Here is a 13,617-nt window from a genome sequence, read left to right on the forward strand (position 1 = left end):
TACCCGCAGAACCCGCGAGGGGCCGGCCCACCATGATGGGCCGGCCCCTCGTTCCATCGGTTCCGTGGGTCCTCAGTGCGGGGTGCGCCGTGCGGCACGGCGCAGGCCGCGGTTGATCCGCGCCGCCCAGAACGGCCCCTCGTACAGGAACGCAGTGTAGCCCTGCACCAGGGAAGCACCGGCGTCCAGTCGCTCGATCACGTCCCGGGCGCTCGTGGCGCCTCCCACGGAGATGAGCACGAGGTCCTCCCCCACGTGACCTCGCAGCAGCTTGAGCACCTCGAGGGAACGACGCCGCAGGGGCGCCCCCGAGAGTCCGCCGGCTCCACACGCGATCACGTCCTGTGCGTCGCTGCGCAGACCGAGCCCGTCGCGGGCGATCGTGGTGTTTGTCGCGACGATGCCGTCCAGCCCCAAGTCCCGGGCCAGGTCCGCGACCGCGAGGACGTCCTGGTCCACGAGGTCCGGGGCGATCTTGACGAGCAGCGGCACGTGCCACGACGTGACCCGGTCCGCTTCCTCCCGCACGGCTCGCAACAGCGGTCGCAGCGCGTCGAGTTCCTGGAGTTGGCGTAGTCCGGGGGTGTTCGGGGAGGAGACGTTGACCACGAGGTAGTCCGCATACGGGGCGAGCACGCGGGTGCTGCGCACGTAGTCGTCCGTGGCGTCCTCGAGACCCACGGCCTTGGTCTTGCCGATGTTGACGCCCACCACGGGGCGCGCACGATGCGTACGGGCGGCGTCCTGGGCGAGGCTCTGCAGTGCCGAGGCCACTCGCGGGGCCACGGCCTCCGCGCCGTCGTTGTTGAAGCCCATACGATTGATCACGGCGCGATCCTCGACCAGGCGGAACAGCCGCGGACGGGGATTGCCCGGCTGACCCTGGCCCGTGACCGTGCCGATCTCCACGTGGCCGAAGCCGAGGTCCGTCAACGCGTGGGTACCGGTAGCGCCCTTGTCGAAACCCGCGGCCAGACCGAATGGGGACGGGAAGGTGAGCCCCATGACATGGACCTCGTTGCCCGGATCCGGGCGGGTGAGGCGGTGCAGCACCCGCCCCAGGCCCACACGGCGGGCCAGCTTGATCCCCGCGAACCCCACGGTGTGGGCGAGTTCCGGGTCCATCCAGGAGAAAACGAGATTGAAGAAAGCGGGGTACACGCGCATGGGGCCAGTTTTTCACACGGGATGCCCGCTCCCGGACCACCTCGGGCGCATCACCGGCGGGTACGCCAAGTGGGCGCCAATACGACGGGAAGACGAGTTCAGGTTAGATACAGTCTCAATCTCAACTCGAACTATAAGTATCAATATTCAGTTGAAACTCTAGATACTGAGGACCCATCCGGTGGTTACTCCCCCGTGGCCGGGGTCGTCTGATCCATCGCTCCTCCGTATCGTCGGTTGCGGTGAGCGTAATCCTCTACCGCACGCCACAGCACACGGCGGTCCATGTCCGGCCACAGGATATCCAGGAACATCATTTCCGCATATGCGGACTGCCACAGCATGAAATTGGACAGCCGCTGTTCTCCCGAGGACCGCAGGAACAGGTCCACGTCCGGCAACTGGGGCTCATCCAGGTACCGCTGGACCATGTCCTCGGTAATCGACCCGGGCGTGAGCCGCCCCTCCTGGACGTCCCGAGCCATCGCGACCGCGGCGTCGGCGATCTCCGCGCGACCGCCGTAGTTCACGCACATGGTCAGCGTGATGACATCGTTGTCCTGGGTCTCGCGCTCCGCGGTCTCCAGTCGGTTGATCACGGACTTCCACAGGCGGGGGCGCCGCCCTGCCCACCGCACCTTGATCCCCCATTCCTTGAACGTGGGTAGCTGGCGGGACATCACGTCCCCCGTGAAGTTCATCAGGAACGCGACCTCGGCCGGGGACCGTTTCCAGTTCTCCGTGGAGAACGCGTACGCGGACACGTACGGGATCCCCAGGTCGATGGCTCCCGCGACGACCTCCATGAGGGCTCGCTCACCCTCCCGATGCCCCTCGGTACGCGGCAGTCCGCGGTCGTTGGCCCAGCGGCCGTTGCCGTCCATCACGAGGGCCAGATGTCGGGGAATGGCATCGCGATCCAGGGCGGGCACCGTGGCACCGCTGGGATGGGGCGGCGGCGGGGCGAAGCGGCTCATGCGGGGATCCTTTCGAGAAGCGACGGGGTGGTCCTCCCCCACCCTAGAACTTCCCACCGAGTGGCGGGCACTCCCCGCCTCAGCCGTCCCCTCGATCCACGAGGGCCAGAGAACGCACCGTGCGCTCCATGTGCCATTGGATGTACGCCGCCACGAACCCGGCAGCTGCGCGCGCGGTCTTGGTGTCGGCGGCGTCGATCGTGGACCAGTCCCCGCGCAGCAGCCCGTCCAGCAACACGAACGTGGCCGCACTGGGCGCGGCGGATCCCGGCGGACGGCACTGAGGACACACCGCACCGCCGAGGGCCGCGGAGAACGAGCGATGGGGCCCGGGAGCCCCGCACCGTGCGCAGTCCACGAAACTGGGCGTCCAACCGGCCAGGGCCACGGCGCGTAGCAGATAAGAGTCCAGGATGCGCCCCGGCTCGTGCAGACCACGCGCGAGGGCGGACAGCGCTCCCACGAGCAACTGGTAGTGCTGGGCTGCGGTGTCGTAGTCGTCCGCGGTGAGTTTCTCCGCGGTCTCGACCATGGCCGCCGCGGCGGTGTATCTTTCGTAGTCGGCCACGATGCTCTGCCCGTATGCCCGTTTGCCGATGGCCTGCGACACGATGTCCAGGTTCCGTCCGTGCACGAGCTGCACCTGGGCCACGTGGAAGGGTTCCAGGCGCGCACCGAACCGCGACGTGGTGCGCCGCACCCCCTTGGCCACCGCCCGGACCTGGCCGTTCTCGGCCGTCAGCAGGATCACGATCCGGTCCGCTTCACCGAGGTCGTAGGTGCGCAGCACCACGGCGTCGTCCCGATAGCTGCGCGATGCGAAGGTTGAACGGGCCATCGGGTCATTGTGTCACCTACCCCGGACACGACTCCGCTACGGCGCATCCGGGTGCCCGCGGCGGAGTCGTCGGAGAAGGAAAGGAGCGCGCTCAGTCCTGCTGGGCCAACTGCGCGTCACGCACGGCGCGGTTGACCGCAGAGATCACGGCTTTCAGGGACGCTCGCGTGGTGTTGTTGTCCATCCCCGCACCCCACAGCACGCGGTCACCCACGGCGAGCTCCACGTAGCTCGCGGCCTGCGCGTTCGCGGACGCGGACAGCGTGTGCTCGGTGTAGTCCAGCAGGCGCACGTCCACGCCCTCCGCGTTGAACAGCTGAATCAGCGCGTCGATGGGCCCGGTGCCGTGCGCGGTGCGCTCGTGGTGCTCGCCGCCCACGTCCAGGCCGATCTCCAGGACCGTGTTGCCCTCGTCCTCGGCATGGGTGGAGATGGACGTGATGCGGTAGTGACCCCACAGCTCGCCGCCGCCGTCCTTGGCGGGCAGGTACTCGTCGGTGAAGATCTTCCACAATTGCTGCGCGGTGACCTCCGAGCCCGAGGTTTCGGTGTACTTCTGCACGACCCCGGAGAACTCGATCTGGGCCCGGCGGGGCAGGTCGATGCCGTACTCGCTCTTGAGCAGATAGGCCACGCCACCCTTGCCGGACTGGGAGTTCACGCGGATCACGGCCTCGTAGCTGCGACCCACGTCCTTGGGGTCGACCGGCAGGTACGGGACGGCCCATTCCATGTCATCGATGTCCACGCCCCGCTCCTGCGAGTCCCGCTGCATGGCTTCGAAGCCCTTCTTGATCGCGTCCTGGTGGGAACCGGAGAACGCGGTGAAGACCAGGTCACCGCCGTACGGGCTGCGCTCGGGCACGGGCAACTGGTTGCAGTACTCCACCGTGCGGCGGATCTCCTCGATGTCCGAGAAGTCGATCTGCGGGTCCACGCCCTGGGTCAACAGGTTCAACCCCAGGGTCACCAGGTCCACGTTGCCGGTGCGCTCGCCATTGCCGAACAGGCACCCCTCGATCCGGTCCGCCCCGGCCAGGTAGCCCAGCTCGGCGGCGGCCACACCGGTCCCGCGGTCGTTGTGGGGGTGCAGCGACAGGATGATGTCGTCGCGGTGGTACAGGTGCCGGCCCATCCACTCGATCGAGTCGGCGTAGATGTTGGGAGTGGCCATCTCCACGGTCGCGGGCAGGTTGATGATCATCTTACGACCGTCACCCACCTCGAAGGTCTCGGCGACCTCGTTGCAGATCCGCGCGGCGAACTCGAGCTCGGTGCCCGTGTAGGACTCCGGGGAGTACTCGTACGTGACGTCGGTGTGCTTGAGCTGTTCCTCGTACTTGCGGCACAACCTGGCACCGGTCAGGGCGATGTCCACGATGCCGTCTATGTCGCGGTCGAAGACCACGCGTCGCTGCAGGGTGGACGTGGAGTTGTACAGGTGCACGATCGCGTGCGGTGCGCCCTCGATCGCCTCGTACGTGCGCTCGATCAGGTGCTCGCGGGACTGCGTGAGCACCTGGATGGAGACGTCCTCCGGGATCAGGTCGTCCTCGACCAGGGTGCGCACGAAGTCGAAATCGATCTGCGAGGCGGACGGGAAGCCCACCTCGATCTCCTTGTAGCCCATCTTCACCAGCAACTGGAACATCTTCAGTTTGCGCTCGGAGTCCATGGGGTCGATCAACGCCTGGTTTCCGTCCCGCAGGTCCACGGCGCACCAGCGCGGGGCCGTGGTGGCCACCTTGTCCGGCCACGTGCGGTCGGACATGTCGAACGGGAAGTTCTGGTGGTACGGGGTGTACTTGTGGACGGGCATTCCGGAGGGACGCTGCAAATTCTTCATGGGACGGGGCCTTTCGATCAGAAGCTTGTGGGCCGGCACCACGGAACTCCGCAGCGGGTGGTCGGCCGTGAGGATCGGTTCAGGCCCCGCTGCGGCACGTAAGCAGGAGTAGCGTCATCCCTTGCCGCATGTGATCCAACGTACCACTAGGTCGCCGGCACACCGGATCGTTACCCCGCCGCGGTCTCCTGGCACGTGAACTGCTCCGCGGTCTGGCCCTGCAGGTCGTCGGGCAGGGCGGCGTTGCGGTCCATCGTGTCACCGCTACGGAAGTCCTGGCCCACCGCGACCTCGATCCCGGGCACGTCGTAGCTCGCCACGAGTTGGCTCGGTGAGACGTTCAGGACAGCGGCGACGTCGTCCGCGGCCAGCGCCCAGTTGGGGTTGTAGAACATCTGCGTGGCCGCGAGCTGGGTGCCGGAGGACGCGGTACGCGCCTGGTCGTAGCCGGCGCGTTCGAGCACGCTCACGAGCTGGTAGTCCCGGCCCCCGGCGTCCGTGCGGTTGCTCACCGTGATCGGCACGAGCGACGGGTCCACGGCGGGGCCGGTCGCGGTGGGCGATGCCGCCGGCTCCGTGGGGTGCGCGGCACTCGGCGCGGGGGTGGCGGTCTCCCCCATCGCGTGGGAGGGCCCGGGGGACGCCGACGGCGCGTCGCGGGCCTCCGTGACGGACACGTCCCGACGCAGGGTCTCGAAGAGCCGCTCGGCGGCCTTCTCGTCCAGCTGCAACCGGTTGGGGTCCTGCGGGTAGGGCTCGGACGGCGCGGTCACGAACGCGATCCGGCCGGGATCGATGCCGTTGAGCGCACCGGCCATGCCCACGAGGGTGGGGATGGAGGTCAACCCCTGGTCCACGTGCAGGTTTTGGGTCATCACCTCGGCGATGTGGTAGAGCTGCGGGAGGTTGGTGAGCGTCCCGTCCGCCTGGATCTTGCGCGTGAGGGACGCCAGGAACGACTGCTGCGAGCGGATGCGGGCCTCGTCCCCACCGTTGCCGAACGCCGCGCGGGAACGCAGGAACGCGAGTGCCTGTTCGCCCTCCACGGAGGAGATCCCGGCGGGCAGGCGCAGCCCGGACTTGGGGTCATCCACGGGTTCGTTGACGCACACCTGCACGCCGCCCACGGCGCTGGAGAGTTCCTTGACGGCGTTGAAGTCGGCGAGCATGAAGTGGTCGATGTTCACGCCGGTGAGTCGGTTGATCGCGGCCACGGTGCACCCAGGGCCGCCGTGTTCCACCGCACTGTTGAGCATCCCGGTCGTGGCCGGGTACACGGTGCCGCTCTTGGGGTCCGTGCACTGCGGGATCCTGACCATGAGGTCCCGGGGAAAGGAGACCACGGTGACGGCGTCGCGGTTCGCGGTCACGTGCACGAGCATCATGACGTCGGTGCGGCCCTCGGCGTCGTCCTCGCTGCCGTATTCGCTGTTGCCCTGACCGTGGCGAGTGTCCGAGCCCATGACGAGGATGTCCAGGGGGCCGTCGTCCACGTTCTCGGTACCGTCGGAGAGGTTCAGGGGGCTCGAGGTGAGGTTGCCGGTCAGGCGCAGCGCGGCGATCCCGCCGATGCCGAGTACGGCCAGGAGCCCGAACACGGCCAGGATCACGGCGATCCTGCGCACCGAGGAGCGGTGGACATGGGCGCGGTGATGACGTCCGGTCTGGCGCAGGTCGTACGCCTCGCCGTCGCGATCCGTGCGGCGGGCGGGGTGCGTACTCCACGGCGCGCTCGTACGCGAACTCCGGCGGCTCCGGCGTGGTGCTGAGCTGGGATCCACCGGTGACGTCTCCTGGGGTCTCGGATCGGGGGGCGTGCGGCCCTGACTGGTGGGTCAGGCTACGGCGCCGGGTTGACGTGTGGTGTGTGTCCGGTCAGAACCCGAGCTTGGACAGCTGTCGGGGGTCCCGTTGCCATTCCTTGGCGACCTTGACGTGCAGGTCCAGGTAGATCCGGGTGCCCAGTAGAGACTCGATCTGGGCTCGGGCGCGCGTTCCGATCTCGCGCAGTCGCGCACCGCGCTTGCCGATCACGATGGCCTTCTGGGAGTCCCGTTCCACGTACAGGCTCGCGTGGACGTCCAGCATGGGGTTGTCGGGTGAGCGGCCTTCACGTTCGGAGACCTCGTCCACGACCACGGCGAGCGAGTGGGGCAGTTCGTCCCGCACGCCCTCGAGCGCAGCCTCGCGGATGAGTTCGCCCATCATGGTGACCTCCGGCTCGTCGGTGAGGTCCCCTTCCGGGTACAGGGGCGGGGAGACGGGCATCAGCGACACGAGCAGCTCGGCGATCTCGTCCATCTGGAAGCCGTCCGCCGCGCTCACGGGGATCACGTGGGCCCATCCGGCCGGCGTGTCCTCGGTGCGCTGCGCGGCCGGGCGACCGCCGGTGCCCTTGGCGGACGGCGCCGCGTCGCGACGTCGTCGTCGTGCGTCGCGCTGGGCGCGCTCCTCGGTGACGACCTCGCGCCCGAGCTCGCTCACGGCCACGAGCTGTTCGGCGAGGCGCTGCTGGGGGACGAGGTCCGCCTTGGTCACGATCGCGACCACGGGGGTGCGCCCGACGGCGGCGACGACCTGCTGGGCGATGTACCGGTCCCCCGGGCCCACCTTCTGGTCCGCGGGCACGCAGAACCCGATCACGTCCACCTCACCCAGGGTCTGGGCCACGACGTCGTTGAGCCGCTGACCGAGCAGCGTGCGCGGACGGTGCAGGCCGGGGGTGTCCACGAGGATCAACTGACCGTCGGTGCGGTGCACGATCCCGCGGATGGTGTGCCGCGTGGTCTGCGGACGGTTGGACGTGATCGCGACCTTGCGCCCCACGAGCGCATTGGTCAGCGTGGACTTGCCCACGTTGGGCCGGCCCACGAACACGGCGAAACCGGCGCGGAAGTCAGCGGGCTGTTCAGTGGGCTGGGTCATCGCGGGTCCTCGGTCGTTCAGTCGGTGCGGGGGTCGGAGGCGGTGCGGCGCCTCACGTCATGGTCTCCACGGGCGCGTCCCGGCCCAGGAACTCCTCGAGCAGCGAGCGCTGGGCGGTGAACATGCGGGCGCGTTCGTCCTCGTGGGCGTGGTCGTGGCCCAGCAGGTGCAGCAGGGAGTGGGTGGTGAGCAGGCACAGTTCGTCCTGGGTGCTGTGGCCGGCGGCCGCGGCCTGGCGTTCGGCCACGGGTGGGCACAGTACGACGTCCCCGAGGACGCCCAGGCTAGGGTCGTCGGGGGTGCCCTCGCGCAGTTCGTCCATGGGGAAGGACATGACGTCGGTGGCTCCGGGCAGGTCCAGCCACTGTTCGTGCAGTTCGGCCATGCGGGTCTCGTCCACCACGGCGATGCTGACCTCGGTGTCGGGGTGCAGGTGCCAGCGGGTGAAGGCGAGGTCCACGAGGGCCTCGAGCTGGTCGGTGTCCACGGCGCGGTAGGCAGTGGGCAGCTCGGCCTGTTCGGCGGGGGTGTCCCAGGGCAGGTCGAAGGCCACGCTCACGGGGTGTCTCCCCCGGTGCGCTCGGACGACGCCGCTCGGCGTTCGTCCTTGCGGCGGGCTCGTTCCACGCGGTGGCGGTTGGTGGTGTCGAACCGGTCGTAGGCGGCCACGATCTCGCCCACGAGTTCGTGGCGCACCACGTCCGCGGAGGTCAGTTCGCAGAACGCGATGTCGTCGATCTTCCCGAGCACGTGTTGGACTTGGCGCAGTCCGGACTTGGTGGTCCCGGGCAGGTCCACCTGGGTCACGTCACCGGTGACCACGATCCGTGAGCCGAAGCCTAGACGGGTGAGGAACATCTTCATTTGTTCCGGGGTGGTGTTCTGGGCCTCGTCGAGGATCACGAAGGCGTCGTTGAGGGTGCGCCCGCGCATGTAGGCCAGCGGGGCGACCTCGATGGTCCCGGCCTCCATGAGCCGCGGAATGGACTCGGGGTCCATCATGTCGTGCAGGGCGTCGTAGAGGGGACGCAGGTAGGGGTCGATCTTGTCGTTGAGCGAACCCGGGAGGAAGCCCAGTCGCTCGCCGGCCTCCACCGCGGGACGCGTGAGAATGATCCGGTTGACCTCCTTGGCCTGCAGGGCGCGCACGGCCTTGGCCATGGCCAGGTACGTCTTGCCGGTACCGGCGGGCCCGATCCCGAAGACCACGGTGTGCTCGTCGATCGCGTCCACGTAGGTCTTCTGGTTCACGGTCTTGGGCCGGATGGTCTTGCCGCGGGTGGAGAGGATGCTCGTGGACAGCGCGCTCGACGGGCGCAGGTCCTGGGCGTCACGCATCATGCGGGCCACGCGCAGCACCGTGCGTTCGGTGATCTCGGTGCCGCGCAGCGCCATCGCGAGAAGTTCCTCGAGCAGGGAGGCGGCCAGGCGGGTGTCGATCACGGGCCCCTCGAGGGCCACGTCCAGGTCCCGCACGGTCATCCGCACGGCCGGGAACTGCTGCTCGAGCAGACGCAAGGTCGCGTCCCCGTGGCCCAAGGTCCGGACGGCGGTCTCCCGATCCGGTACGTGCACGGTGACGCGGGTTCGTTCGGTGGGCGGAGTGCTCAGTGCCTCGGTCCCTTCGGTTGGTTCGCTCATCGGGTCCAGCCTACCGGTGCGCGCGGACCCGGACCCGCCGGGACCGACGGGCTCGCACGCCGCAGGTTGCAATCCAATAACGGTCCGCCCGGATCCACGTGCGACGTTAGCGCCCGTGGCTTCCGGTGGGTAAGTTGTGTAGCCGTGAAAAATCCCGCAGGAACGACCGAGCCGCAGCGTCGTCGCGCCACCGCGCCCGGCGGACTTCGGCGCGCCGCGACGGGGGCGCTCGCCGCGTCGCTCGCCGCGGTCGTGGCCTCGTGTGGGACCGCCGCCGACCGACCGGACCACAACTCCGAAGCCGCCCCCGGGATCGCCTCCGCGCCCATGAACACGGACACCGCGATGGAAGGCGTGGCCACCGAACAGGCCCCCGTGTACTGGGTGGGCACCGGGGACCAATCGCGCTACCTGTTCCGCGAGTTCCGCACCCCGACCTCCCAGGACACGACCGACCCCGTGGCCCAGGCGGCGCTCATGGTCACCTCGGCCACCCCCGCGGACCCGGACTACCGGTCCCTGTGGTCCGCCGTGGACACCGTGGGCACCTCCGTGTCCCCGGACGGAACCATCACCGTGGACCTGCCCGCCGCCGCGTTCGCCTCCCAACTCTCCCCGCAGGACGCGCGGGTCGCACTGCAGCAAATGGTGTACACGGTCTCCGCGGCGGCCGTGACCGCCGGGCTGTTGGACTCGTCCACGGCCAAGGAGGTGCGGGTCCTCGTGAACGGGCAGAGCGGGTACAAGGCCTTCGGAGCCGTGGAACTTAATGCCCCGCTCACGCGTGACCCCGCACTGGCCGCGCCCGTGTGGCTCGTCGACCCCCAGACCGGGGCGGAACCCAAGAGCCCCGTGACGGTCTTCGCCCGCGTGCTGCCCTCGGTGCGTGACGCCCGCTGGGAGGTGCTCGAGGACGACCGCGTCGTGCACAGTGGGAACATCGCACCCGCTTCCCCCGGCTCGGATCCGACCACGGGCACGGAACTACGCACGAGTGTCACGCTCGACCCCGGGACGTACACCGTGCGCGTGAGCGGCACGGACGATTCCGGCACCACCGTGTCCGACGATCACACGATCACGGTGCGCGCCGGGGACTGAGCCCTCCCCGTTGGGTCCCGGGTCAGTCCCAGAGCCCGAGCACCGCGTGCAGCGCGGCCAGTGCCGCGGGTCCCGCGGTGGACGATCGCATGACAGTGGTCCCCAGGCGCATCGGCTGAGCACCGGCAGCGCACAACGCCTCGAGCTCTCCGTCACCGATCCCTCCCTCCGGGCCCACGATCACCGCGATCCGGGACCGATCACCCCACAGGGTCACGCCCGGGGTGGACCAGCGTGCGCTCGCCGATTCATGCAACACGAGCCACAGCGTCTCGGGTTCTGCAGCGATCAGCCGGGCCAGGCCCGCGGTGTCCACCCAGTCACCGCGTTCGGGCCAGCGGGCGCGCCGGGACTGCTTGGCCGCCGCGGCCAGGGTGGAGTCCCACTTGGCCATGAGTTTGGCCGCGCGGTCCGCGTGGACGCGCACGATGCTGCGCTCCGCCTGCCACGGGATCACCCGGGAGACCCCGAGTTCGGTGGCGGCCTCCGCGGCCTGCAGGTCCCGGTCCCCCTTGGCGAGTGCCTGCACCAGCGTGAACTCCGGTTGCTGCGCGGCGTCGTGGTGGATCTCGTGGACGGTCACGCTCATCCGGTCCTTGGCCCCGGAGTCGAACGTGCACACCGCACGGGTGCCGTGCCCGTCCACGAGGTCCAGGGCCTCCCCCGCGCGCAGGCGCCGCACGGTCACCGCGTGCTTGGCCTCGGGACCTGCGATGTCCAGGACCTCCCCCGGGTGCGCCCGGAAGAGGTTCTCGGCGGGGACGTGGAAGACGGGGTTGGTCACAGGTCGTTGAACCGGTCCCGCAACCGGGAGAAGAACCCACCGGAGTGGTTGGTGTTCACGGTCGTGCCGTCCGCTGCTTCCTCACCGCGCAGCTCGGCGAGTTGCTCGAGCAGTTCGCGCTGTTCGGAGGAGAGGTCCTTGGGGGTCTCCACCTCGAAGTGCACCTTGAGGTCCCCGCGGCCCTTGCCCCGCAGGTGGGTGACACCCAGGTCGTCGAGCGTGACGGTCGCACCGGACTGGGTGCCGGGATCGACGTCCACCGTGCGAGCGCCGTCGAACGTCTCGAGGCTCACGGTGGTGCCGAGCGCGGCGGCGGTCATGGGGATACGCAGGCGGGCGTGGAGATCGTCGCCCTCGCGGAGGAAGGTGGGATCGGGGTCCACCTTCAGTTCCACGAAGAGGTCGCCGTTGGGTCCGCCGGCGGTGCCGGCCTCACCCTGGCCGCTCAGGCGGATGCGGTTGCCGGACTGGATGCCGGCGGGGATCTTCACGGTCAGGGGGCGGCGGTCGCGCACGCGGCCCTCGCCGTAGCACTCGTGGCACGGGCTCTCGATGACGGTGCCGAAGCCGTTGCACTGGGAGCACGGGGCCTGGGTGGTGACCATGCCCAGGATGGACTGGCGCTGGTACTGCATGTGGCCGGAGCCGCGGCACATGGTGCACGTCACGGGGCTCGTCCCGGGCTGGCAGCACGTGCCCTGGCACGTGGGGCACACGACGGCGGTGTCCACCGTGATGTCCTTCTCCATGCCGAACACGGCGTCCTTGAGGGAGATCCGCACGTTGATCAGGGCGTCCTGGCCCTGGCGGGTGCGGGACTGGGGGCCGCGCTGGCCACCGGCTCCCGCGCCCTGGAAGAACGTCTCGAAGATGTCGGAGAAGCCGAAGCCCGTGCCGGGGAAGCCCCCGCCAAAGCCGGTGTCCGTGCCGTTCTCGTTGCCTGTGGCGTCGTAGACACGGCGCTTGTCCGGGTCGGAGAGGACGTCATTGGCGTGGGAGACGCGCTTGAACTCCTCGGCGGCCTCGGGTGAGGGGTTCACGTCCGGATGGAGTTTGCGGGCCTTCTTGCGGTAGGCGCGCTTGATCTCTTCGGCGCTGGCGTCCCGGCTCACGCCGAGGGTTTCGTAGTGATCGCTCACGATGTCGTCGTTTCTTCTTTCGTCGGTTCTACGGTCGAGCGGGGCGGGCGGCGCTCACGTGCGCTCAGCCCCCAGGTTCTTGGACAGGTAGCGGGCCACCGCGCGCACGGAGGCCATGGTCGTGGGGTAGTCCATGCGTGTGGGCCCCACGACTCCCACCTTGGACGCGGCGTGCGGACCGTAACCCGTGGCCACCACGGACGCCTCCGCCAGAGGGTCGTCGCTGTGGTCGGAGCCGATGCGCACCGCAACCCCGCGTTCGTCCTGCTGCATCTCGGACAACAATCGCAGCATGGCCACTTGTTCCTCAAGCGCCTCGAGCACCGGGGAGATGCTCTGCGGGAAGTCCCCGCTGAAGCGCGCGAGGTTCGCGGTCCCGGCCATCACCAGGCGGTGTTCGTCCGACACCGCTGCGAGCACCGCGAGCGCCCCGGTCACCGCGGTCCCGGCGTCGCGCAGTTCCTCGGGCAGGGCCGGGGGCAGGGTCACGGCGGCGTCGGGGACGTCTTCCACGGGCGTGCCGAGCAGGCGTGCGAGCACGTGGGCGCGCAGCTCCAGCAGCTGGGCCTCGGTCAGGGTGACGGGCAGTTCCACGGTGCGTTGGGCCACGCGTCCGGTGGTGGGGATCAGGATCACGAGTACGCGGGCGTCCCCCACGTCCACGAGTTCCACGTGGCGCACGGTGATCCCGGTGCGCACGGGATACTGGATCACGGCCACCTGGTGGGTGAGCTGGGCGAGCAGGCGCACGGTGCGCTCCATGATGTCGTCCAGGTCCTGGGCGCCGTCCATGAACACCTGGATCGCGCGGCGCTGGGCGGAGGTGAGGGGCTCCAGGGCTGCGATCTGGTTGACGAACTCGCGGTAACCTCGGTCCGTGGGGATCCGCCCCGAGCTCGTGTGCGGGGCCACGATCAGCCCGTCCTCCTCGAGGGCGGCCATGTCGTTGCGCACCGTGGCGGAGGAGACGGGTAGGCGGTGGCGTTCCACGAGCGCCTTGGACCCCACGGGTTCACGCGAATGGACGTAGTCCTCCACGATGGCGCGCAGGATCTGCGCTCGGCGCGGATGCTCCATGTGTCTCACCTCCCGTTGCTGGTAATTCTGGCACTCAAGAGTTCACAGTGCTAATCCTGGCCGTCCGGGGCCCGTGGGTCAGGGGCCGATTTTGATACGCTCGCGGCTGATTCGCCTGCCCG

General features: G+C 69.1%; 12 protein-coding genes. 1 reads left to right on the forward strand and 11 read right to left on the reverse strand.

The window, feature by feature from the left end; all coding sequences use genetic code 11:
• Positions 1 to 72: 72 nt before the first annotated feature.
• The 8 genes from RF650_RS09725 to RF650_RS09760 all read right to left on the reverse strand — a co-directional run bounded on the left by RF650_RS09725 (position 73) and on the right by RF650_RS09760 (position 9,394).
• On the reverse strand, positions 73 to 1,167 hold the full coding sequence (locus RF650_RS09725; protein WP_368814795.1) for a quinone-dependent dihydroorotate dehydrogenase: 1,095 nt from the start codon (positions 1,165 to 1,167) through the stop codon (positions 73 to 75).
• Positions 1,168 to 1,352: 185 nt separating this feature from the next.
• A complete protein-coding gene (locus RF650_RS09730) occupies positions 1,353 to 2,144 on the reverse strand; it encodes an isoprenyl transferase (RefSeq protein ID WP_131332949.1) in 792 nt (263 codons plus the stop codon).
• A gap of 79 nt (positions 2,145 to 2,223) precedes the next feature.
• A complete protein-coding gene (gene recO, locus RF650_RS09735; RefSeq protein WP_131332950.1) occupies positions 2,224 to 2,982 on the reverse strand; it encodes a DNA repair protein RecO in 759 nt (252 codons plus the stop codon).
• A 91-nt stretch (positions 2,983 to 3,073) separates the two neighbouring features.
• Positions 3,074 to 4,828 carry a 2-isopropylmalate synthase gene (gene leuA, locus RF650_RS09740; RefSeq protein ID WP_368814796.1) on the reverse strand — a complete coding sequence of 585 codons (1,755 nt, stop codon included), beginning with the start codon at positions 4,826 to 4,828 and terminating at the stop codon, positions 3,074 to 3,076.
• A 170-nt stretch (positions 4,829 to 4,998) separates the two neighbouring features.
• Positions 4,999 to 6,609 carry an LCP family protein gene (locus RF650_RS09745; RefSeq protein WP_131332952.1) on the reverse strand — a complete coding sequence of 537 codons (1,611 nt, stop codon included), beginning with the start codon at positions 6,607 to 6,609 and terminating at the stop codon, positions 4,999 to 5,001.
• A gap of 94 nt (positions 6,610 to 6,703) precedes the next feature.
• On the reverse strand, positions 6,704 to 7,753 hold the full coding sequence (locus RF650_RS09750; protein ID WP_064845849.1) for a GTPase Era: 1,050 nt from the start codon (positions 7,751 to 7,753) through the stop codon (positions 6,704 to 6,706).
• Positions 7,754 to 7,805: 52 nt separating this feature from the next.
• Entirely contained in the window at positions 7,806 to 8,261 is a 456-nt protein-coding gene (ybeY, locus tag RF650_RS09755; RefSeq protein WP_231885507.1) for an rRNA maturation RNase YbeY, read from the reverse strand.
• A gap of 47 nt (positions 8,262 to 8,308) precedes the next feature.
• Positions 8,309 to 9,394 carry a PhoH family protein gene (locus RF650_RS09760; protein ID WP_064845851.1) on the reverse strand — a complete coding sequence of 362 codons (1,086 nt, stop codon included), beginning with the start codon at positions 9,392 to 9,394 and terminating at the stop codon, positions 8,309 to 8,311.
• 144 nt (positions 9,395 to 9,538) lie between these two features.
• Here RF650_RS09760 and RF650_RS09765 point away from each other — a divergent pair, with 144 nt between their 5' ends.
• On the forward strand, positions 9,539 to 10,495 hold the full coding sequence (locus RF650_RS09765; protein ID WP_368814797.1) for a GerMN domain-containing protein: 957 nt from the start codon (positions 9,539 to 9,541) through the stop codon (positions 10,493 to 10,495).
• 22 nt (positions 10,496 to 10,517) lie between these two features.
• Here the strand turns inward: RF650_RS09765 and RF650_RS09770 are convergent, their stop codons facing one another.
• The 3 genes from RF650_RS09770 to hrcA are packed head-to-tail and all read right to left on the reverse strand — an operon-like array spanning position 10,518 to position 13,495.
• Positions 10,518 to 11,279, reverse strand: coding sequence for a 16S rRNA (uracil(1498)-N(3))-methyltransferase (locus RF650_RS09770; protein WP_368814798.1), 762 nt, complete (start codon positions 11,277 to 11,279; stop codon positions 10,518 to 10,520).
• Entirely contained in the window at positions 11,276 to 12,418 is a 1,143-nt protein-coding gene (gene dnaJ, locus RF650_RS09775) for a molecular chaperone DnaJ (protein WP_098053461.1), read from the reverse strand. The genes RF650_RS09770 and dnaJ overlap by 4 nt, the downstream gene beginning before the upstream one ends.
• A 54-nt stretch (positions 12,419 to 12,472) precedes the next feature.
• Positions 12,473 to 13,495 carry a heat-inducible transcriptional repressor HrcA gene (gene hrcA, locus RF650_RS09780; protein ID WP_131332955.1) on the reverse strand — a complete coding sequence of 341 codons (1,023 nt, stop codon included), beginning with the start codon at positions 13,493 to 13,495 and terminating at the stop codon, positions 12,473 to 12,475.
• Positions 13,496 to 13,617 lie beyond the last annotated feature (122 nt).

This window comes from Kocuria sp. CPCC 205297, from assembly GCF_040981035.1.
Classification (GTDB): Bacteria; Actinomycetota; Actinomycetes; order Actinomycetales; family Micrococcaceae; genus Kocuria; species Kocuria marina.